Origin of the sequence: Bacillus silvicola (genome assembly GCF_050524305.1) — a bacterium.
Lineage (GTDB): Bacteria > Bacillota > Bacilli > Bacillales > Bacillaceae_G > Bacillus_A > Bacillus_A cereus_AT.
Genome location: NZ_JBNGVC010000001.1, coordinates 335,176 through 358,191 on the forward strand (window position 1 = coordinate 335,176; position 23,016 = coordinate 358,191).

The window sequence follows — 23,016 nt, forward strand, 5'->3', positions numbered from 1 at the left end:
GGACACATTTAATTCAAATGTAGCCCCTGACGGTACCAAAAATACCATTTAAAAGCATTCGTATACAGGATGTTATCGGTAGCTTGTTCATCAAATAGCTGTTGAATCAATTTGATATCTCCATACTCAAAAGGTCTTTTTGCTCTGGTAGATGGTAAATCTGTTCCAAACATAAGTGCATCTGGGTTAACTTCATAAATCGACTTTAAGGCATTCTCAACATCTAATTCGACACGACCAAAACCAGTAGCTTTCACATGTACCCCTTTATCAACTAGTTTTAATAAATGTGCTAAACCTTCTTCTGATAACCCTAAATGGTCAATTGATATAGCTGGTAACTTTTCTATAGTGGATGCAATTTCGGGCAACTCTATTGCATCAATATAAAGCTCACTATGCCATCCTACTAAATCATGAACTCTTCTAGCAAAGTAATCCAGCTTCGATAAATCTTCTGAACCACCTCTTTTAATATTAAAACGTAATGCTTTTATCCCATTTTCATTTAAATTTAGTATTTCTTCGTCCGTCACTGTAAAAGGTAATTGTGTTACGCCACAAAATGTTGAACCCAATTGTTTTATTGCCTTTAATAAATATTCTTGGTCAAATCCTTGGAAAGAACCAGATACAATTACTCCACCAATTACATTCAAATCAGGAGTTTCATTCTGATAATCTTCTACAACAAAGTTGGGTGGAAAATATCCTTAGTTCTCAATAATCGGAAAATTATAATCAATAATATGAAAATGTGCATCAAAAATTCTCATTTCATTTCCCTCCCCTCTCTTTTCTTTAACATATCAAATATGACTTATAAAGAAAATTATGGATTATTTATACAAATTCATAATTTTATCTTATCGACCTAAACTGTATTCTTTATTTTAAGTGTACTTTTTCACAATATCCATTAGCCTTACCCAAAAATCTGGCCCTAAAAAATATGAAGTTTTTTCTTGTTATAGATACCGTCCTATGTTTTTAAATTTCGGAACATCTCAATCTATTGATATATTTTTTATATAGATTAATATATAGTTTTTAGAAAGGAGCGACTATTTATCGATTCGTTAGCGATTAATAGTCATCGTTTAATTCAAAAGTTATTATTTTCGTTCTCGATATATTCCGAATGTTTTATGAGGATTTTTCGTTTGTTCATTTCAGTCTTATAACAATTGTACTGTTGCTTTTACTTTGGAAACTTTCAATAGACAAAAAACTGAGTTCTCGACTAGAGAAACAATCATCAAATGCTGTCGGTAGTGCAGAACAGAATGAAGGTCATCGACAAGTAGAGCTGTTATCTAAGCTTATTTTGATTCTAATTCTTACTGTTTCCTTGTTACCTTAGCTTGATAGCAATGCACTCCCACCCCTAAAGAGGCAAGCTGACTAAAATCAGTTGGATTCTTACTACCAAAATCGAAGCCCCTTTCTAGTACCCTAGACGTGTAAGAGGCGGAGTGCCTTTATCTACTCGTTCCATTAAAGTTCCCGATTGTGTGGAATTAGATTTAAGTTCATAAATTTATCCCTTAATTTCTTTATCTGTAGGCAAAACAATTGCAGCTATTATGTAAATTAGCACTGTTAATCCACTAGTAAAAAAGGCTGATAATGCAGTTACTATGCGAAGGATACTTACATCAATTCCATACTTGTCGCTTAAGCCACCCAATACACCTGATACTTGTTTATCCTTAGTGGACTTATATAGTTTTTTCATCTAAGCACCCCGATCCAATTAAATATTTGCATTCTAAAAATTAGTTCGATCTTTGAAAAAATTTTAAGATTCCTTTAACTAACCAGCCCTTTAATTGAATAACTTCTGACATCTATATTTTAACATAAAATTCCATAAACCTTCTGTTTTTCATTTTAAAAGCACATTCTTTTAGAAAACAAGCGTTTGTTGAGATAGCAATAAAAACATGTTGAAGCCTATTACTAAAAGAACCATCCCAATATACTTTGGGACGGTTCTTTTTCCTTATTAATGATTCTTTAACATCACTAACAATTTCTCTTGGCTATACATCCACACTGTAATGATTAAACAAGCAAGTGCGACTTCTGATAACGCCATAAATCCAATTGCATAATGACCTGTCAGTTGGAATAGTAATGTTAAAATTAATGGTGGGAAGAACCCTCCTAGTCCACCTAAAGCTGACACAACCCCATTTACAATCCCTGCTTGCTCAGAGAAGTACATTGGAACAAGCTTAAAGATTGTTCCATTTCCAATACCTGCACAAAATGCAACTAGTAAGCAACCAAATGTATACACATTCATACTAGGCATAAATGATAAAACAATACCAGACAGTGTTAAACCGATAAATACGAAGATTAATATTTTAAATGGATTAAATTTATCACCGAGCCAACCACCAATTGGGCGCATCATTGTTGCTAATACGATGAATCCAGCTGTCCGCATGCCTGCATCTACTTTCTCTAATCCGAAGTGAGACACTAAAAAGTTTGGTAAATATACTGTAAATGCGACGAATGATCCGAATGTTAAAAAGTAAAAGATACATAAAAACCAAAGTTTTTCATTTTTATATACACCTTTTATTTGTTCCATTAATGGTGTATTCACCTTTTTTTCTTTACGATCGCCTAATAAAAAGTTCATAAGTGCAAATGCTGCAAGTAAAACTAAATAACACTGTACTGTCGTTCTCCATCCAACTGATGTCGCAATTACAGGTGCTAAAAATGAAGTAATTGCTGTTCCGGCGTTACCGACACCGTAAATACCATTTACAAAACCGTGACTCTCTTTCGGGAAGTATTTCGGTAGAGAAGTTACTCCTACAGAGAATACAGCACCACCGATCCCTACAAATAATCCACCAATAATTAAATCCATCATAGAATTGGCAATACTAATGTAAAAGACAGGGAATAATAAAAGTATAAAACTAATAAAGAACAATTTTCTTGCTCCGTAACGATTCGTCCAATAACCAATTGGAATGCGAAGAATAGAACCTAAAATAACCGGTACTGCTGTTACCATAGAAATTTGTCCCGCAGTTAATGGAATATCCGCTTTAATATATGGCATTAATGATGATAAGATAACCCATACCATAAAACCGATAACTAGATTAGAAGTTTGTAAACTTAATTGAAAATTAGGACTTTTCATCCTGTTCCCTCCTATGTATTCATCGTTATATTCATTCTCTCCAGCCTAATCACGTCCTAACATGATTAGGCTGAAAAGAATCAACCACCACTTACTGGCGGAATCATCGCTACAATATCGCCAGTTTGAATGATGTCATCCTCATTTGCATACTCTTCATTTATGGCGAACGTAATCTCGTTTGAAATTGCTACGTTATATTCCTTAACCAGAACTTCCTTTAGTTCAGCAACCGTAATATTTTCACAATCTATGTGCAAGGCCGGTTTGCTTACTTCTTCTTGCAAATGTGCAAATAATAATACTTCAATCATATTCTCATCTTCTTTCCAGGCTCGCCATTTACATATGCTATTTTCTCTAACTGATCACCTATCCATGACTCACCATCTTCCCAAAACTCTTTCTTCCAAATCGGAACAATTTGTTTTATACGCTCCATAATATATTCATTCGCCTCATAGGCCGCTTTCCGATGTGGTGTAGAAACAGCGACAACAACCGCAAGATCAGAAATTTGCAATGTACCAATGCGATGTGTAATTGCCACATATGTCCCAGGCCATTTCTCTCCTACTTCAGTACCAATTTTCTCAAGTTGTTTTTCCGCCATTGTTTTATAAGCTACATACTCTAAATAAAGCGTACGACGTCCTTTCGTAAATTCCCTAACAGTACCAATAAAAGTAGTAACCGCACCACACTCATGCCGAATTACTTTGCTAGTAACACTTTCAATTGAAATAGGTGTATCAATTACTTCATAATACGTATGTGTCATCTTGCACCTCTTATCTTTGTATAAATTAGCAATCTATTTTTCTATTACTTGTATGATCGAAGCGGTTCTTCCCATGGCCACTCACTTCCCATGTTCGATTCCAATAATAATACCGAAACAATTATCCCTGCTTCAAATCCTCTCGTTCCTCCCGGCAGGACGATAAATGCATTCGTCTCTGCAAGTGAAGAAATTGCACTAGATTTATCTAAACCGACTGGTGTAACTTTCAATTGGCCATCTACAAATTCCACTCTCCCTCTTACAAAACGAGTAAATGGATTCGCTTTTGGAAAGTCTTTCTGTAAAATTGCTTCTGCACGATATAAGTGGGGATTTTTCTTATGCAAGTATGTTTCAATGACTGGTCGAACATATAATTCACAACCGACATAACAAGCAGAAGGATTACCAGATAGACCAAATAATAGTTTTCCTTCTAGCTCAGCTACAGTTGTCACACTTCCTGGTCGCATCGCTATTTTGTTGAAAAGTACATTTGCTTGTAATTTCTCATAAATAGCCGGTAAATAATCATAGTCTCCTACTGAAACGCCACCAGTTGTAATTAATATATCAACTTCTTTTATCGCTTTTTTCACAGTGTTATAACACGTCTCAAAATCGTCAGCGAATTGCCCATAATACTGTACAACTCCGCCCGCTCGTTCAATTTGAGCAGCTACCATATAGGAGTTACTATTTCGAATCTTCCCTGGCTTTAATTGTTCATGTACTTCGAGCAGTTCACTTCCTGTCGTTACAATTCCAATGACTGGCTGTTTTACAACATGTACGGAACTATAACCAAACGTAGCAAGAAGTGCTGCTACCCCTGCGTTAATAACAGTCCCTTTTTTCACAAGGATAGCATTTTGCTTTACATCTTCTCCTTTAAAAGAAATGTTATCACCAGAAGCGAAAGAGCGTTTTAATTTCATATAAGTCTTTTCTTTTTCTTCAAATCCTTCCGTTAGCTCTAACATAACAACAGCATTACACCCTGCTGGAATTGCGGCTCCTGTCATAATACGGACAGCTTGAAATGCTTTCACTTCTTCTGTAAAAACAAAACCTGCTCCGATTTCACCAATTACTTCAAACTGAATAGGGTTACTGCTACTGGCTTCTTTCGTATCTTCTGCTCGAATCGCAAACCCGTCGTACGGAGAGCGATCAAAATGCGGGACATCATGATCTGCAATAACATCTTCTCCAAGCGTTCTACCGTAGCTTTCTATAAGAGAAACCTTTTCTATTTCACCCTGGTAAGCATATTCCATTACTCGTGCAACTGCTTCTGCCACTGGAATTGGATTACGTTTTAATAACATTCTTTTTTCACCTCGTTTTTGGAAAGTGAAACTCACTTTCTATTCAGCCTATATATTTTGCGTATAATCGTTTTGCTATTTTCACATCATTTGTTCCATGAATAAATGCCCTACCGTCTGTAAATAAAACGAAACGATATTCATCAATTAGAAATGATAGTAAGTAAGACGTTTTTTGGACATTTACACTTTTTTGTAATCGTTTTTGAACTTCCTCTAAATGAAGAACACGTTTTATCCCTGGACGGATTTGAACCGTATTCCGTCCACATAGCACTTCCGTTTTCATCTGTGCTTCAAATGTTAAACTTGGATACGTGCGTGTATTTCCACAAGATGGACATGTATTTTTCTTCTGTCTATTTACTTTTAATGAGAGATATTGATTGTTCCAAATATCAAATGATAACATTGTCCCTCTTAGCGCCTCGAAATCATCCACCAATATTTTCATCGCCTCTGTTACTTGATGAGCAACGACCATTTGTACAGCTGGCTGAATGATTCCTGCTGTATCGCATGTTGCTCCGCCCATAGGATGATCCATTAAGCAGCGAAAACATGGTGTTTCTCTAGGAAGAATTGTATACGTTACACCGTAACTTCCAATGCATCCACCGTATATCCAAGGTATATTTTCTTTTTGTGAAATGTCATTTATAAGTAGGCGCGTATCAAAATTGTCAGTCGCATCTAATATGAGATCCACTTCTTTTGTTAACTCTTTTATTTCTTGCAGTGTGACATCCGTTACAACTGGTACAATTTCCACTTCAGAATTAATCTTTCTTAAATGTTCTGCGGCTGCAATTGCTTTCGGTTTGCACTGCTGTGCATCTTCTTCTGTATATAACTGTTGCCGTTGTAAATTACTCCATTCGACGTAGTCACGATCAGCAATTGTCAATTTCCCAATTCCCATTCTAACAAGAGCTTCTGCATTTGCAGCTCCTAGTGCACCCGCACCGATTAGGAGCACATGCTTTTCTCTTATTTTTCTTTGTCCCATTTCACCAATTCCAGAAAACAACACTTGTCTTGAATAACGCTCTTGCATAAGAAATCCTCCTTTCACTATCCACCAATGTAAGACATTTCAACTTTTGGACGTTTACTTGTACTTTCAACCGTTCTTTCATCTGAATATCGATCTGTTCTATATCGCCATGTATGTTGTAAAATTTTTAATAATGAGGCGTCAGAAATATTTTCTCGAAGAAGCGTTCGCAAATCCGTTCCTTTCGCTCCAAATAGGCACGTAAAAAACTTACCGTCTGCCGAAATACGGGCTCTCGTACAAGAAGAACAAAATGACTCAGAAACAGAAGTAATAAATCCAACTTCTGCATTACTCCCTACATATCGATACAATTTCGCAACTTCTCCAAAGTAACGAGGCTTAACAGGCTCAATTGGATACACACGATTAATTTTCTCAATTAATTCTTCCTTCGTAATAACTTGTTCAAAGTTCCAGCCGTTTGTACTGCCCACATCCATAAACTCTATAAAGCGGAGCTGAATTTCTTGTTCTTTAAAGTAACGAGCCATATGAAGAATTTGACTATCATTCATTCCTTTTTTTACGACCATATTTACCTTTACTTCTAACCCTACGTTCTTTGCTTCTTCAATTCCTTTTAATACAGGCTTTGTGCTTACGTTTCGTCCATTAATTTTTTTGAAGACACAATCCTCTATCGCATCTAAACTAATATTTACACGTTTTAATCCCGCTTCTTTTAACGCCCTTGCTTGTTTTGCTAAATGAATACCGTTTGTTGTGAGTCCAATATCTTTTAAGCCTTCTAGCTTTGCAAGTCTTGCAATTAACTTCGGTAAATCTTTACGCAACAAAGGTTCACCGCCAGTAAGCCTAATTTTTTCCACTCCCATACTTATAAATAATCTCGCCAATCTTTCTATTTCATCGAACGTTAATAAAAACTCTTCCTGTAAAAAAGCGTAATCTGGTCCGAACACTTCAGCTGGCATACAGTATGTGCACCTAAAATTACAACGGTCAATAACTGAAATACGTAAATCTTGAAGTGGCCGTTCTAAAGAATCTTTCATGTTCTCGTGCATCTATATCCCTTCTTTTCTGCTGTAATCCTTAGTAAGCTTTCAATTTTTTTATTTGCCTTCATTATAAAAAAGAAGCTACATATTCAATGTGACTTTTCTCACATTACTTTCCCCATTCAAAAATTCTTCACAAATCCGTTCGAATTTTGTTCACATCTTTAATCTCATCCACTTTGTCTATTGAATTTTTCAAACTAAAAACTGAAAATCTCTTCCCCTTACGGTCATTGAAATTTCAATTTATTTTTAAAATAGCTCTTGCATTTTCATCATACTTACATTCAAAATAGGAAATGTATTGCTTAAAATAAGAAAGGTGATCGCTGTGGCAAACAGTATGACATTATCTCAAGATTTAAAGGAGTTACTTGCATCTGTTGAATATAAAATGCAGATTAAAAAAGGAAGTTTTATTTTTCAAGAAGGTATGGAAGCAACAGAACTCTATATCATCCACTCAGGAAAAGTACAAATTAGTAAACTAAGTGCTGATGGGCAAGAATTAACACTTCGTATTTGTTCGGCATACGACATTATTGGTGAATTAACATTGTTCACGGACAATGCAAAGTATTTATTAAATTCAAAATGCCTTGAAGATGTTGAAGTAGGAGTTATAAAACGTGAAACCTTAGAAAAAGCATTACTCCAAAAGCCCGCTCTTGTATTTGAATTTATGAAATGGATTAGTGAACATTTAAGAAGAATGCAAACGAAATTCCGAGATTTAGTATTACACGGCAAAAAAGGTGCCCTATATTCTACTCTCATTCGAATGACAAATAGTTATGGTGTGTTAAAGGAAAATGGTATTCTCATCGATTTACCATTAACAAATCAAGAACTTGCTAATTTCTGTGCAACTTCACGCGAAAGTGTAAATCGAATGTTAAATGAATTAAAAAAGCAAGGAACAATTTCTATCCATAAAGGCAAGATTACAATTCACGATTTACAGTTTTTAAAATGTGAAATTGCTTGTGAAGATTGCTCTGCTTCTGTTTGTAGCATTGATTAGCATCTAATTTAGATGCTAATCTTTTTTTCTTGCATACAGCTATTTCCTAAAAAAAGACGAGGCCTTCCATTAGACCTCGTTTCATGTTTGCTGTTAACTCTTATCCGTTTACAGCGGTATTATTTTTTCAATTCATTAGGAATACGTCTTCTGTAAATTACATAACTACGGCTTAAGTATTTAATTGGAGCACTAAATACATGTACAAGTCTAGTAAATGGCCACACTGCGAATAGCCCCAGCCCTGCAATAATATGAATTTTAAACCATACAGGTACTTCCGTCATATATTCAATCTTTGGTTGGAAAATAAAGAGACTTCGGAACCATGGACCGATTGTTGTACGATAATCAAACCCTTTTGAGTCGATATTTAAAAAGGTTGAAGAAAGTCCTGCTAGCATTACGATAAGTAATAAAATAAGCGCAATATAATCTCCCTTTGTACTCGTTGCAATGATGCGTTTTACTGTTACACGGCGGTACGTTAATATAATTAAACCGATGATAGAAGCAACACCTGCCGGAAGCCCGAAACTAATTGCTACTACATGATACATATGCTCAGAAATACCTATTGAACGGTATACAGACTCTGGAATTAAAATCCCCATAACATGACCACCAATGACGAACATGATCCCAAAGTGGAATAACAGACTTCCGATTCGGAGCATTTTCTTCTCTAATAGTTCACTAGATTTCGATGTCCATCCAAATTGATCATAGTTGTATCTGAAAATATGTCCACCGATAAAGATTGCAAAAATGATATAGGGAAGCAATACCCATAGAAATTGATCCATCATTTTGACAACTCTCCTTTCTAATTTGTCTGTACACCCCATGCATCGATAGCGAGGAGAACAGCTGCAAGAATTGGTTCATACATACTATTTGCGTCTTTTAATTGAACGTGCAATGCTTGTATATTTTCCTTGTATTTACTCATAATTGGTTCACTATCTTGCTCATTTGCATTTGCAAAAAACTCAAGTAATAGCGGTAAATAATCAGGTAGTTCTTTATCTGTTACTTCAAAACCAGATTTTTTATAATGCTGTTTTAGCTCTAATAATTCAATCCCTCTTTCTCTTTGTTCACCGGTGTTCATATAAGTAAGATACATATTTGTCTTTTTACCAAAATCGAATGTATATACGTAACAATCAATTAATTGATCATTCGTTTTATCTAGTGCTTGTTTTATAAATGCTGTAAGTGCTACTTTAACGTCTTCCTGTTCAATCGCTTCAATCTCTTCTTGTAATTCAGTTAAAGCTTCTCCCCACCCAAGTTCCGGATAGGAGAGAAGAAAAGAAGAACAAGAAAAAGCAGTTTGTAAACTTTGTTTCATAATTTTCTGCCCCCTTTATTTAAGAAATTGTCGTGCAAGAGCCTGGGCCACCTGTGAAGGAAAGGCCACAGCTTCCTTGTTCGCTATATAAATCTGCAACTTGTTCGCGGTGAGACGTTGGAATGACGAAGCGATCTTTATATTTCGCAATAGCAAGAAGACGATACATATCTTCTACATCCTGTCTCGTTAATCCAAGCTCTTTTAATACAGCTTCATTTGGTTCTTTATTAATTTGCAATGCTCTCATATGCGTTCGCATAACAGCCATTTTTTTCAATGTAAGACGAATATGTGATTCATCTCCTGCAGTGAGTAAATTCGCTAAATATTGAATCGGAATACGCATATTATCAATAGCAGGGAAAATCTCTTCTGCTTGCCAGTTACTTCCTTTCCCTTCCACCATATTCATAATTGGGCTAAGTGGCGGGATATACCAAACCATTGGCATTGTACGGTACTCTGGATGAAGAGGAAGAGCAATTTTCCAATCGATAATCATTTTATAGATTGGTGACTCTTGTGCTGCTTTAATCCATTCTTCAGGAATGCCTTGTTTTTTCGCTTCAGCTGCTACTTCTGGATCATTTGGATCTAGGAAAACAGTAAGCTGAGATTCATATAAATCTTTTTCATCTTCAACAGAAGCTGCTTCTTTCACTTTGTCAGCGTCATATAGCATTACCCCAATATATCGAATACGTCCTACACATGTTTCCGAACAAATCGTTGGCATACCAGCTTCAATACGTGGGAAACACATTGTACATTTTTCTGCTTTATTCGTTTGCCAGTTAAAATACACTTTTTTATATGGACAAGAAGATACGCAGAACCTCCAAGCACGACATGCATTTTGATCCACAAGAACAATCCCATCTTCTTCACGTTTATACATCGCACCAGATGGACAAGAAGATACGCAAGATGGATTCATACAATGTTCGCATATGCGTGGTAAATACATCATAAAGACATTTTCAAAATCTGTTTTAATTTCTTCTTCCATTTTCTTTACGTTCGGATCTTGCAATCCTGTTATATGTCCACCAGCTAAATCATCTTCCCAGTTTGGACCCCATTCAATTTTGTCGATAAATTCGCCTGTAATTGCCGATTTCGGACGAGCAACTGGTTGATGCTTACGTTGCGGGCTATTTGTTAATGTTTCATAATCATAGTTCCAAGGTTCAAAGTAATCATCGATTGTTGGCTGATCTGGATTGTGGAAAATATTCATAAGGCGTTTCATTTTCGAACCGGATTTCAGCTGAATTTCACCATTTTTCAATTCCCAGCCGCCTTTATATTTCTCTTGATCTTCCCATTGTTTCGGATAACCAATTCCAGGTTTCGTTTCTACGTTATTGAAGTACATATATTCAGCACCTGGACGATTTGTCCAGGTGTTTTTGCATGTTACGCTACAAGTATGGCAGCCGATGCATTTATCTAGGTTCATTACCATTCCGACTTGTGCTTTAATCTTCAAGCCAATCTACCTCCTTCAGTTTACGGATTACAACATTTAAGTCACGCTGGTTCCCAGTCGGACCATAATAGTTAAATCCATAGCTTAATTGGCCATATCCACCAATCATATGTGTTGGTTTAACATGAATACGGGTTGGACTATTATGCGTTCCCCCGCGGGTGCTTGTTAATTTCGTACCAGGCACGTTAATGTGGCGATCTTGTGCATGGTGCATAAACGCCATTCCTCTCGGTATACGGTGTGTTACGACAGCACGCGCTACAACAACACCGTTACGGTTAAAGCACTCAATCCAATCATTATCTGCAACACCAGCTTCAGCAGCGTCCTCTTTATTCATCCAAACAGTTGGACCACCTCTAAACAGCGTTAACATCGGTAATGAATCGAAATACATACTGTGAATCGACCACTTATTATGCGGTGTTAAATAGTTTAGTGTAATTTCTTTTCCTTCTACTTCAGGTCTAGATTTACGGAAAGGTTTATGTTGCAGAATTGGTTTAAATGTTGCCATCGTTTCACCAAATTCTTTCATCATGTCATGGTCTAAGTAGAAAGATTGTCGACCAGTTATCGTTCTCCAAGGGATAAGACGTTCCACATTTGTTGTAAACGGTGAGTAACGTCGTCCACCTTTTTCAGAACCTGTAAAGGCCGGAGAAGTAATTACTGTTTTAGGCTGTGCTGTAATTTGTTCGAATGTGAAGCATTCTTCTTCACGTTCTTCTGCTAAATCACGTAATTTTAGATCTGTTTGTTTTTCAAGTGCTTCCCATGCCTTTACAGCCATATGACCATTTGTTGTAGAAGAAAGTGTTAATACCGCCTCAGCAGCATTGATTGCTTCTTTTATGTCTGGGCAACCTCTCGCAATAGAATCCGTTCGAACAACTCCTAATCGGCTCTTTAATTGCTCATACTCTTTTTCTGCAGACCAAGAAATCCCTTTCGTACCAATCGGTTGTTTTCCGGCATTTGGTCCTAGCGCAGTCATTTTGTCATAAATCGTTTTATAATCCCTTTCAACAACATGAATTTGCGGCATCGTTTTACCTGGGATCGGTTCACACTCACCTTTGCTCCAGTCTTTAATCTTGCCAAGTGGTTGCGCTAATTCTTGCGGTGTATCGTGAAGAAGTGGCGTTGCAACAACTTCTTTCATTGGTTCAAGATCAATTTTCTTCGCTAAATCTGACACAGCTTTAGAAAGTGAAGTGAAAATATCCCAGTCAGAGCGTGCTTCCCATGGTGAACCGATTGCTGGATTAAATGGATGCACAAATGGATGCATATCCGTACTGCTTAAATCGTGCTTTTCATACCAAGTTGAAGCAGGTAAGACGATATCAGAATAGAGCGCTGTTCCAGCCATACGGAAATCTAAATTAATGAGTAGATCAAGCTTCCCTTCTGGTGCTTCTTCATGCCACTTAATTTCTTCTGGTCGTAATGAATCACTATCGTCATTCATTAATCCATTTGTTGTGCCTAATAAATGTTTTAAGAAATATTCGTGGCCTTTACCAGAACTTGAAATTAAGTTGGCACGCCATACGAATAAGTTGCGCGGGAAGTTGTTTTTATTATCTGGATCTTCAATCGCAAATTTTAGTTCTTTTTCTTTTAGTTTTTGTGCAACGTATTTTCCGATTTCTTCTTGCGTTGTTGCACCAGCAGCAACAGCTTCTTTATATAATTCAATTCCATTCTTCTCGAATGTTGGATAGGAAGGTAACCAACCAAGTCGTGCTGCCAATACATTGTAATCACCATGATGTTGATAACGAGAGTTGCCCTCAATTGGTGATGCTAAATGTCCAACCGGTGTATCTTCATAACGCCATTGATCTGTTACGAAATAGAAGAAAGATGTACCGTTTTGTAATTTCGGTGGCCCTTGCCAATCTTTTGCCATCGCGATTGTTTGCCATCCTTCTGCTGGTCGTAATTTTTCTTGCCCAACATAATGCGCCCAACCGCCGCCGTTTACACCTTGTGCCCCGACGAGAAGAACAAGATTTAAAACTGCGCGATAAATCGTATCAGAATTAAACCAGTGGTTAATACCGGCCCCTACAATAATCATCGAGCGCCCATCCGTATCAACTGCGTTTTGTGCAAACTCACGAGCGATTTGAATAATAAGCTCTCGTTTCACTCCTGTCATTTTCTCTTGCCATGCAGGTGTAAACGGTACGTCATCATTGAAATCTTTCGGTTCTTGTCCACCGAGTCCTCGGTTCACACCGTAATTTGCTAACGTTAAGTCGTATACAGTTGTAACGAACACTTCGCCTTCTTCTGTCATAATTTTTTTCACTGGAATTGTACGTTCCAATACTTTATTTCCCTCATCTGAGAAGTACGGAATTTGTACCGTTCCAACAGTGTCTTCCATTCCAAGTAAAGAAAGACGTGGATCAATCTTTTCACCTGTTTGTTCATCTTCTAAACGTAAATTCCATTTCTTTTCATTATCCCAACGTGACCCCATTGTGCCGTGAGGTGTTGCAAAATCTTTCGTGTTCTCGTTCCAAAGAACAGGCTTCCATTCTCCTAACTTTGTTTCACGTCCAATATCAGTAGCATTTAAGAAACGATCAGCGACGAATTGATCTCCTTTTTGTTTCAATGTAACGAAGAAAGGAAAATCAGTATATTGCTTCGCATACTTTGTGAAGTATTCCACTTGATTATCTACGTAAAATTCTTGTAAGATCACGTGCCCCATTGCCATCGCAAGTGCACCGTCTGTACCTTGTTTCACACTAATCCAATCATCCGCAAACTTTGTAGATTCAGCGAAATCAGGACTTACAGAAACGACTTTCGTTCCTTTATATCGAACCTCAGCTAAAAAGTGTGCATCTGGTGTTCTCGTCATCGGTACATTTGAACCCCATGTCATAATGTAACCAGAGTTGTACCAGTCACTACTTTCTGGTACATCAGTTTGATCACCCCAAATTTGCGGAGAAGCTGGTGGTAAATCTGCATACCAATCATAGAAACTAAGCATTGGTCCACCCATAAGTTGCATAAAACGGCTACCAGCAGCATGACTTAACATCGACATAGCTGGAATTGGCGAAAAACCAACATTTCGGTCTGGACCATATTTAATTACTGTGTAAAGTAAAGAAGCAGAAACGAGTTGTAACACTTCATCCCAATTCGCACGAATGAATCCCCCTTTACCACGCGCCTGCTTATACGTACGTGCTTTTTCAGGGTTTTCCACAATGCTTTTCCAAGCATCTAATGGTGACTCATTATTTTGTAATTCCTCTTGCCACATACTCCAAAGAACACCACGTACGTATGGATATTTCACACGAAGCGGGCTATAAATGTACCAAGAAAAACTTGCTCCACGCGGACATCCTCGTGGTTCAAAATCAGGCATATCAGGACCTGTCGTTGGATAGTTAAGCTCTTGCCCTTCCCACGTTACAATTCCATCTTTCACATAAATGTTCCAGCTACAAGAACCAGTACAGTTCACACCGTGTGTAGAGCGGATTACTTTATCATGTTGCCAACGCTTTCTGTACACCTTCTCCCATTCGCGATCTTCATATGTTTCTTGTGTATGATTATCGTTATAACGATCTATTGGTGAAAAATATTTTAAACGTCTCATTAGTGCTGAAGGTTTCTTCTTCATACTGTTCACTCCCTTAATACGTCTCTCTTACATACCCTTACTATAAGAGAGGTTGTAAAATACAGATGTGACATTTCGCACAGTTCAAGAGATTGTCAAAAATTCATAAAAAATAAGCTCGAAAGAAAATCTTCGTATACAAAGGTTACTTTGTTCCCTTGTGAAGGTTTATGGTCAATCCTGATTATTAGGAGAATAGTATTTGGGGGATTAATCTTTTTTGCAAAAAAAATACGCAGGAAAAGTTCCTACGTTTTTCTCTATAAATATATTAAATAGAGTTTTGATATTATTTCAAAACTACTATAAGGAAACGATTATAAATTGTATGTAAGGAATTTATTTTCTTCAACGATATTACTTTATATCAAGACATATTTTACATAAGAGTAGAAATCATTATTTACCGTATTGCCCTTGGTTACGGAAACAATTATACTAGTTGTAATCGGAATAAATAATCTGAATATTCCCAGAATTCAAGATAAGAGTTTTACTACCCGCAAATAGAGGGATAAATTCTATTTTCTACTAAATAAATTAGAAAACGATAATAAAATTAGGAGGATTACGATGCCACAGCTTGATTCATTACATCCCATTGTAGAAAAAATAATTAACAATATTGAAAGATTAATGGTCGGGAAACGAAAAGAAACGATTTTAGCTTTGACAGCTCTCTTAGCTGAAGGTCATGTACTATTGGAAGATGTTCCTGGTGTCGGGAAAACAATTCTAGTACGTGCTCTTTCTAAATCCATTGATGCCGATTACAAGCGAATTCAATTCACACCTGATTTACTGCCGTCAGATGTAACAGGTGTTTCTATTTACAATCCAAAAGAGCTCCAATTTGAGTTCAAGCCTGGGCCAATCATGGGGAATTTTATACTTGCTGATGAAATTAATCGTACATCTCCAAAGACACAATCTGCCTTACTTGAAAGTATGGAAGAAGGCAATATCACAATAGATGGCATTACTAGACCATTACCAAAACCGTTCTTTGTAATGGCTACACAAAATCCGGTCGAATATGAGGGAACATATCCTTTACCAGAAGCTCAACTCGATCGTTTCTTGTTAAAGCTAAGAATGGGATATCCTACACCTGAAGAAGAATTTGAAATTTTAAACCGGATGGAAAAAACAAATCCACTCTCTCATTTACAAGCTATTACTACAATAAAAGAATTGCTTTATTTACAACAAAGCATACGGGATATAAGCATGGACAAAGCAATCAAGCATTACATTGTAAAGCTTGTTAGTCAGACTCGTTCTTACAGTTCTATACAGCTAGGTGCAAGTCCACGCGGCTCAATTGCTTTAATGAAAGCTTCACAGGCTTATGCATTCATCCATGGCAGAAATTATGTTATTCCAGACGATGTTAAATTTTTAGCTCCTTACGTTTTAGCACACAGACTCATTCTAAAAATGGAAGCAAGATTTGAAGGAATAACAGGAGAACAAGTTATCGCCAAAATCGTTGCACGAACTACCGTTCCTACTCAAAGAAAGATGAACCTTTGATGAAACGGATACTACGAGTACTATATCATTTTACTAAGTTATCATTCATTCCGTTATGCCTAGTCTTAACATTTGTATACGCTATGCTTCAAGGAGGATTTGTAAGTTGGTTTCTGTTTTATAGTATGATTCCTATTGGCCTCTACTCACTACTACTCCCCTTCTATACTTTACGGGGCGCTGAAGTAAAACGAATAACAAATCAAAACGATTATGTAGCTGGAGAACCATTTGTAAGCACCATTACAATAAAAAGAAAATTTCCTTTCCCCTTACTTTATTTAGTTATAGAAGATGAACTGCCACCACATTTTACAAGTTGTATACAAACAAAGATGAATAAGGTCATACTCTTTCCAGGATTAAAACGAAATATTTCGTTTCAATATACTATTGACACAATCCCTAGAGGAGAGCACGCTTTTTCAAGCGTACGTGTCAAAACTGGTGATCTATTCGGTATGATAGAGAAAGAAGTAACTTTTTCAGTTCCAGATACATTTTTAGTCTATCCTCAGTATGTAGATATAACGTATCGACAATTGGAAAATCATTTCGAACAAGGAGCGCTTTCAGCAAATATAAATTTAGCAAAAGACTCTACAGTCTCTGTCGGTGTCAGAGAATATAAACCTGGTGACCGCTTTTCATGGATTGATTGGAAAGCAACTGCACGAACAAACAATATTATGACGAAAGAGTTTGAACAACAGCGCAGCCATAATATCATGATATTCATGGACAGAACCCCATCTTCTTTATTCGAATCAGTCGTAACGTTTACTGCCTCTATTGTGAGGGCTGTCTTGAAGCAAAATTCACCAGCGTCATTCGTGTCTGTCGGAAAAGAACGAACTTTTTTCCCTTTAGACAATGGAGATACGCAGTTACAACAAATCTTTTGTCATTTAGCGAAAGTACAAGCAGACAGTGTATTCCCGCTCTCCCAGAGTGTAGAAATGGAATTAAGAAAAATTTATGAGCCCGTAACGATTATACTCGTGACAAGCGACCTTTCTCCCGATATTCAAAAGGCGGCCGACTATGCTGCTATTAAAAATAGAAAATTAATGGTGTTTGTCGTGAAAGAAAAAGCGAATCAACTCTCACATCGAGAACTAAGTATTCTAGAAACTCTACAAAAACGAAAAATATTTGTAAATGCGGTTTATGAAAACCGGTATACAAACGTGTTTTTTGAGGTGAGCAAATGATAACATTACGAACAAAATACAAATGGGATATGAGCAGATTCTTCATGCATGTATGTGCACTTCTACTTTTACTAGAATGGCTAAGACCCCTTATAGGTATTACAAACGTAGGTAGATTAGATATTTTTGTAATATTTATAGGAATTTGCTTCACACTCTCTTTTTTTCAAACAAGGTGGCAGATTCCAATAAAGATCGTCACGATCTTATTCATCATTCATTTCTTGTATTATAAAAATGCTTTTATAAATCCATCTTGGCTAACAAAATTTTTTTCTGATATTTCTCGAAATTCCTCCCTGTTATTTCAAGGGAATTTGCTAGATATTTCTCCAGTTTTTCCAACATTTTTATTTTTTCTATCATTTTGGTTTTTGAGTTCTTTCATCTCTTTTTGGATGATTCATAAAAAACGTGGGTTGTTATTTCTTGTATTGACTATTATTTATATCACAACTTTTCATAACTTACATTTATACAATGCAAACTACGCTATCATTCGTACTGTTGTCATCGGCTTTTTTATGCTTAGTCTTCTTCAAATTGAACGAATAAAAGAGATGGAACACTTACAAAATTATGCTAGAGAAATCTCGAAATTACTTAAACCTCTTACACTATTTATTGTATTGTCAGCAACCGTCGCATACTTTGCTCCAAAATTTGGCCCTCAATGGCCAAATCCAATAGATTTTTTAAAATTCAACACATCCGAAGCAAGTAAAGAACAAAAAGTTTCTACAATTGGGTATGGTTTAGATGACTCGCAATTAGGTGGTCCCTTTAAGGCAGATAATACAATTGTTTTTACAGCACAAACGCAAAATAAACAATATTGGAGAGTAGAAACGAAAGATTTTTATACAGGAAAAGGATGGGAAGTTTCTGAGAATCCGAAAAAGGTTTCTTTTAAAAATAAAAACGACGTCGTAAGCTGGTACGAACAAAATACAAAAACGGAGACAACCGAAGCAACAATCACCATGCAAAAAAGTTCTCCTCACCTTACCTATCCAGCGGGATTGATATCAGTTGAGGCTTCTTCTGATGTATCATACAGCGTTGACCCCTTTTCAGAAAAAATTTATACGATGCACGGAGACTCTTCTACTACTTTAAATTCGTATAAAGTAACATATGAGATTCCGGAGTTTCCCATAGAAAACTTGAAAGCTGTAAAAACGAATGAAGGTCATGAAACAAGTTCTTATTTCATGACAAAGTACACACAACTTCCCGAATCATTACCACAGCGAGTAAAAGACTTGGCTGCCAATCTTACAAATGATAAAGACAACCAGTATGATAAAGTATTAGCTATTGAAAAGTACTTCACAGACAACTCTTTTGTATACGAAACAACGAATGTCTTATTTCCTGACAAAAACCAAGATTATGTAGATCAATTCCTTTTCGATACGAAAAGCGGCTACTGTAATAATTTTTCAACATCTATGATTGTGCTACTTCGTTCTGCCGGAATTCCCGCTCGCTGGGTAAAAGGATTTACAGAAGGAACTCCCCAGAATACAAGTGCTAGTGCTGAAGGTGAGAATGTTTATAAAATCGCGAACGATAACGCACACTCTTGGGTCGAAGTATATTTTCCAGGATACGGGTGGATTCCATTCGAACCAACAAAAGGATTTACAAATCCCTATAATTTCACAAATAATACTCCTGCTCCTACTTCACAAAATAGCGAAGAAACTAATTCTCAAAACGCGCAAATGCAAGAGCGGAACAATGAAGCAAAACTCAAAAATTTAATAGAAACTACAGAGGAAGCCTCTACTAAAAAGATTACAAATTCTAAAAATAGGATTTCTTGGTGGTACGTATTCCTCTCTACGATACCGATTAGTATTATAGGATACATTCTCTTCACTACTAGAATGAAATGGATTACATTTTTTATTATTCTTTTCTATAAATACCGAAAAGATGATGCTGTTTATCAAAAAGCTTACAGTGCACTTTTAAAACAATTTGCGAGAATCGGCATACCACGGGATGAAAGTCAAACATTCCGAGAATACGCTCTTCGCATCGATACACTTTACAACTCGGCCGATATGCAACAACTTACTTTCAGCTATGAGAACGCTATGTATCAAAAGGGACAGACCACAGCCGAATGGAAGAAATCCGTACACTTATGGGAATTGCTTATGAAAAAAGCAGCTTCTCCGCCTAAATCAAATGACTTCCATTCAGTGATTTAATCTTGATAATGTGAGTTTAAAGAAAACGCCTCAAAGAACAAAGTAGTTCTTTGAGGCGTTTTTTAATAAAGTGAAACTCCTAGTTATTCCCCAAGTACCTTTTCAATCTCAACCTCTAAATCCACCGGCTTCGTCTGCGGCGCAAAACGCCCTACTACTTTCCCGTCTTTTCCAATTAGAAACTTCGTAAAGTTCCATTTCACTGCTTTCATACCAAGTAAACCTGGTGCTTGTTCTGTCATGTATGTATACAGAGGATGAGCCTTATCACCTTTCACATCAATCTTTGCAAACATCGGAAAGTTTACACCATAGTTTAATTCACAAAAACTAGTAATATCAGCTTCTGTTCCCGGTTCTTGTCCTCCAAATTGATTACAAGGGAAACCTAGTATTTCTAATCCTTGATCTTTATATTTATCATATACTTCTTGTAATCCTTTATATTGCGGTGTAAAACCACATTTGCTAGCTACATTTACAATAAGCAGTGCTTTTCCTTCATAATTTTTTAACGATTTATCTTCTCCTGTTATTGTTTTAGCTGAAAAATCATAAACTGTCATTGTTCCTACCCCTCTCTTCATTATCATTCTATGTTTTTACTATACTACATTCGTGAATATACAGCTCTTATTACGTACTTACACACTGAAATGATAGCGCTTTATTTTTGTTCAAAAATTCGACACAATATACTAGACTTTTATGTTGGAAAGTTTTACAATTGAATTGTGAACAAAATGTGACAGTTTATATTTCCATTATAAAAGAAAAGGATGGTGTTCATTATGAAAACTGCACAACATGAAACGATTTCAAATCGCGAGTTTTATTTCGTACTATATATGATGTTATTGTATGTTACTGGTTGGGTAATCGATGTAAATGGTTTATTCTTAAGCTCCTACTTTAATTTAGCAGGAGAGATTATGCTTCCAATAGTTGGAGGTATTGTCGGACTGTTCGTTATGTCTATAAATAAAGATCAAACGAAATAACTACATTACAAAAAGGCAGAAGACGAGGTTTCGTTTTCTGCCTTTTTGCATTTTTAGCGTATAATAAAAAACATAAAAGTATATAAGGAGTGGTAAAGATGAAAAAAGTAGAACAATTATCTTCTCACCTATATCTTATTGATGATTACGACTTACAACATATTGAACGAACAGGTACGTACGTTTTATTAGGTGACGAAATTACTTTAATTGAAACTTGTGCAGCCCCTTCTCTTCCTTACATTTTAGATGGCTTACAACAATTACATATTGATTTAAAAGATGTAAAAAACATCATTGTTACACATGTTCATTTAGATCATGCAGGCGCAGCTGGGCTAATGATGGAAAAATGCCCAAATGCTACTTTATTTGTGCATTCTCGCGGTGCTCGTCATATGATTGATCCAACAAAACTCATTTTAGGTGCAAAAGCTGTGTACAAAGAAGATTTTGATAAACTTTTTGATCCCATTCTTCCAATTGAAGAAGAACGTGTTCGTATTGTACAACATGGTGATACGTTAAAAATTTCAGAAGACCGTACACTTACATTTTACGATACACCGGGACATGCGAAGCACCATATTAGCATTCATGATTCATTAACAAACGGCATTTTTACTGGCGATACAATAGGAATTTATTATAGAGAACTCGCAGGTCTTGATGTAGAACTATATCTACCATCAACGTCTCCTTCACAATTCCAGCCAGATGCGATGATTGCTTCTAAAAATCATATTCAAAGTATGAATGTAGATACTATTTATTTCGGTCATTACGGCGCATCATCCAATGTTACAGAAGTATATAACCAACTTGAACATTGGTTACCTATTTTCGTTGGTACTGGTAAAGAGGTCTTTGAAAAGTATAATGATTTCGATGAAGCGACTAAAGCTTTGCAAACTTTATTAATGGATAAAATCTCTTCTCATCTTACAAAGTTAAACGTTCCATCAAATCATTCCGTTTATAACATTTTACATCTAGATATAGAAATTAGTGCAATGGGCATTATTGATTACTTAACGAAACAAACAAAATCCACAACTAACTAATTGAAAACGAAGATATATACAACGCAGTTTTCGTATATATCTTCGTTCCTTGAATATATTTTTAGTAAAGGATGGTGGAATGGAATGCAAAAAGTGATACTTTACCTCTGCTTTACATTATTTATCATCTTATTATTATTTGTAGGAGTGAAAATTCAATTTTATTTAGAAACAGATGCGCAAGTGAACTTTAACTTTTATCCAAGGTTATTCTACTATACACTCTTCCCTCTTTTGGTCGGCATTTTATTACGATTCCTTCAATCCATTAATCACGAAACAAGTAAACACAACTGGGGCTTTCAGCCGGATAAGTTTATCGCTATTACAGTCCCTACAATATTAATTTCCTTTTCTCCTGCTCTACTCTTTTCACCAGTTGGCAAATACCTACCCTATTTAACTAATATTATTCTTGTAAATACAACTTTCGTTACCATTATTAGCTTAATAGCTGGTTACTCACTTTTAGATTGTTTTATCCAAAAGGACAATGCGAATATGAAAAAATATAACTGATGACCAATTTTTAAGTATCGTTAGTTACGGCGGCTTATTTATAATTGCGATATTACTTGTAAAGGTCGCTATATATGCCGTAAGGAAATTTAAATAATAGCAAAACGAGTATGAAATCCCGTAGATTTTATACTCGTTTTTTTATTATTCATATATTTAATATGTAACAGGAATTTTATGTTAAATTAAAGGGAATCGTGAACTAAATCAAAATACCTTTCAAACAAGGGGGACTTATTATGAAATTAGGGACTTTCTCGTTTCTAACGTTTATCGCAAGTATATGTTCTTTCTTTATTTTAAGAGGACCTAATGCGAATTTAACATTAATTATTGTGCTTCTAAGTATTTTTTCATTACTCGGTATTATTTTTGCGATCTCATCAAAGAATTGGCTATTTAAAATAGTTGGTACGGCATTAAATGGGGTAATACTAGTATTTGTATATTTCTTATTGCTAGCAAAAGGAATAGGTGGTTAATATATTTACATTTCAATAAGGAAAGCTCTAAGCTAAAGCTATGAGCTTTTT

20 protein-coding genes and 1 pseudogene are annotated in these 23,016 nt (G+C 36.0%); 8 read left to right on the forward strand and 13 right to left on the reverse strand.

Annotation, left to right across the window (positions count from 1 at the left end; genetic code table 11):
• Positions 1–8 precede the first annotated feature (8 nt).
• The 8 genes and pseudogenes from ACP6L7_RS01700 to moaA all read right to left on the reverse strand — a co-directional run bounded on the left by ACP6L7_RS01700 (position 9) and on the right by moaA (position 7,381).
• Positions 9–776: pseudogene (locus tag ACP6L7_RS01700) on the reverse strand (amidohydrolase family protein).
• Between the two features lie 764 nt (positions 777–1,540).
• On the reverse strand, positions 1,541–1,738 hold the full coding sequence (locus ACP6L7_RS01705) for a PspC domain-containing protein (RefSeq protein ID WP_097829639.1): 198 nt from the start codon (positions 1,736–1,738) through the stop codon (positions 1,541–1,543).
• Between the two features lie 270 nt (positions 1,739–2,008).
• Positions 2,009–3,178 (reverse strand): nitrate transporter NarK, encoded by a 1,170-nt coding sequence (gene narK / locus ACP6L7_RS01710; RefSeq protein ID WP_016126838.1) that lies wholly within the window; start codon positions 3,176–3,178, stop codon positions 2,009–2,011.
• Positions 3,179–3,258: 80 nt separating this feature from the next.
• Positions 3,259–3,492, reverse strand: a complete 234-nt coding sequence (gene moaD / locus ACP6L7_RS01715; protein ID WP_097829640.1) for a molybdopterin converting factor subunit 1 — start codon at positions 3,490–3,492, stop codon at positions 3,259–3,261.
• Positions 3,489–3,959 carry a molybdenum cofactor biosynthesis protein MoaE gene (locus ACP6L7_RS01720; protein WP_097829641.1) on the reverse strand — a complete coding sequence of 157 codons (471 nt, stop codon included), beginning with the start codon at positions 3,957–3,959 and terminating at the stop codon, positions 3,489–3,491. The genes moaD and ACP6L7_RS01720 overlap by 4 nt, the downstream gene beginning before the upstream one ends.
• Before the next feature lie 44 nt (positions 3,960–4,003).
• Positions 4,004–5,293: a molybdopterin molybdotransferase MoeA gene (locus tag ACP6L7_RS01725; RefSeq protein WP_097829642.1), complete on the reverse strand. Its 1,290-nt coding sequence runs from the start codon at positions 5,291–5,293 to the stop codon at positions 4,004–4,006.
• 43 nt (positions 5,294–5,336) lie between these two features.
• A complete protein-coding gene (locus ACP6L7_RS01730; RefSeq protein ID WP_097829643.1) occupies positions 5,337–6,350 on the reverse strand; it encodes a molybdopterin-synthase adenylyltransferase MoeB in 1,014 nt (337 codons plus the stop codon).
• A gap of 17 nt (positions 6,351–6,367) precedes the next feature.
• Entirely contained in the window at positions 6,368–7,381 is a 1,014-nt protein-coding gene (gene moaA / locus ACP6L7_RS01735) for a GTP 3',8-cyclase MoaA (protein WP_097829644.1), read from the reverse strand.
• A 325-nt stretch (positions 7,382–7,706) separates the two neighbouring features.
• On the opposite strand from moaA, the gene ACP6L7_RS01740 reads away from it, so the two are divergent.
• Positions 7,707–8,399, forward strand: a complete 693-nt coding sequence (locus ACP6L7_RS01740; protein ID WP_000013863.1) for a Crp/Fnr family transcriptional regulator — start codon at positions 7,707–7,709, stop codon at positions 8,397–8,399.
• A gap of 119 nt (positions 8,400–8,518) precedes the next feature.
• On the opposite strand, the gene narI is transcribed toward ACP6L7_RS01740, so the two are convergent.
• From narI to ACP6L7_RS01760, 4 genes are read right to left on the reverse strand one after another with little or no spacing between them, the layout of a single operon-like run.
• On the reverse strand, positions 8,519–9,208 hold the full coding sequence (narI, locus tag ACP6L7_RS01745) for a respiratory nitrate reductase subunit gamma (RefSeq protein ID WP_097829645.1): 690 nt from the start codon (positions 9,206–9,208) through the stop codon (positions 8,519–8,521).
• A 17-nt stretch (positions 9,209–9,225) separates the two neighbouring features.
• A complete protein-coding gene (gene narJ / locus ACP6L7_RS01750; RefSeq protein ID WP_097829646.1) occupies positions 9,226–9,756 on the reverse strand; it encodes a nitrate reductase molybdenum cofactor assembly chaperone in 531 nt (176 codons plus the stop codon).
• 19 nt (positions 9,757–9,775) lie between these two features.
• Entirely contained in the window at positions 9,776–11,251 is a 1,476-nt protein-coding gene (gene narH / locus ACP6L7_RS01755; RefSeq protein ID WP_097829647.1) for a nitrate reductase subunit beta, read from the reverse strand.
• The gene (locus ACP6L7_RS01760; protein WP_097829648.1) at positions 11,241–14,924 is read right to left on the reverse strand and encodes a nitrate reductase subunit alpha; all 3,684 of its coding nucleotides are present in this window, start codon (positions 14,922–14,924) and stop codon (positions 11,241–11,243) included. Before ACP6L7_RS01760 ends, narH begins: the two co-directional genes overlap by 11 nt.
• 573 nt (positions 14,925–15,497) lie before the next feature.
• On the opposite strand from ACP6L7_RS01760, the gene ACP6L7_RS01765 reads away from it, so the two are divergent.
• The 3 genes from ACP6L7_RS01765 to ACP6L7_RS01775 are packed head-to-tail and all read left to right on the forward strand — an operon-like array spanning position 15,498 to position 19,899.
• Entirely contained in the window at positions 15,498–16,460 is a 963-nt protein-coding gene (locus tag ACP6L7_RS01765) for an AAA family ATPase (RefSeq protein WP_097829649.1), read from the forward strand.
• Complete coding sequence (locus tag ACP6L7_RS01770; RefSeq protein WP_097829650.1) at positions 16,460–17,674, forward strand: DUF58 domain-containing protein; 1,215 nt, start codon at positions 16,460–16,462, stop codon at positions 17,672–17,674. The genes ACP6L7_RS01765 and ACP6L7_RS01770 overlap by 1 nt, the downstream gene beginning before the upstream one ends.
• A complete protein-coding gene (locus ACP6L7_RS01775) occupies positions 17,671–19,899 on the forward strand; it encodes a transglutaminase TgpA family protein (protein WP_097829651.1) in 2,229 nt (742 codons plus the stop codon). The genes ACP6L7_RS01770 and ACP6L7_RS01775 overlap by 4 nt, the downstream gene beginning before the upstream one ends.
• 83 nt (positions 19,900–19,982) lie before the next feature.
• Here the strand turns inward: ACP6L7_RS01775 and bsaA are convergent, their stop codons facing one another.
• The gene (bsaA, locus tag ACP6L7_RS01780) at positions 19,983–20,465 is read right to left on the reverse strand and encodes a glutathione peroxidase (RefSeq protein WP_097829652.1); all 483 of its coding nucleotides are present in this window, start codon (positions 20,463–20,465) and stop codon (positions 19,983–19,985) included.
• Between the two features lie 225 nt (positions 20,466–20,690).
• Here bsaA and ACP6L7_RS01785 point away from each other — a divergent pair, with 225 nt between their 5' ends.
• From ACP6L7_RS01785 to ACP6L7_RS01800, 4 genes are all read left to right on the forward strand, one after another.
• Positions 20,691–20,900: a DUF3925 domain-containing protein gene (locus ACP6L7_RS01785; RefSeq protein ID WP_097829653.1), complete on the forward strand. Its 210-nt coding sequence runs from the start codon at positions 20,691–20,693 to the stop codon at positions 20,898–20,900.
• Between the two features lie 98 nt (positions 20,901–20,998).
• Complete coding sequence (locus ACP6L7_RS01790) at positions 20,999–21,964, forward strand: MBL fold metallo-hydrolase (protein ID WP_430528878.1); 966 nt, start codon at positions 20,999–21,001, stop codon at positions 21,962–21,964.
• A gap of 84 nt (positions 21,965–22,048) precedes the next feature.
• Positions 22,049–22,483, forward strand: coding sequence for a hypothetical protein (locus ACP6L7_RS01795; protein ID WP_097829655.1), 435 nt, complete (start codon positions 22,049–22,051; stop codon positions 22,481–22,483).
• Positions 22,484–22,722: 239 nt separating this feature from the next.
• Positions 22,723–22,965 carry a hypothetical protein gene (locus tag ACP6L7_RS01800; RefSeq protein ID WP_097829656.1) on the forward strand — a complete coding sequence of 81 codons (243 nt, stop codon included), beginning with the start codon at positions 22,723–22,725 and terminating at the stop codon, positions 22,963–22,965.
• The last annotated feature ends 51 nt before the right edge of the window (positions 22,966–23,016 follow it).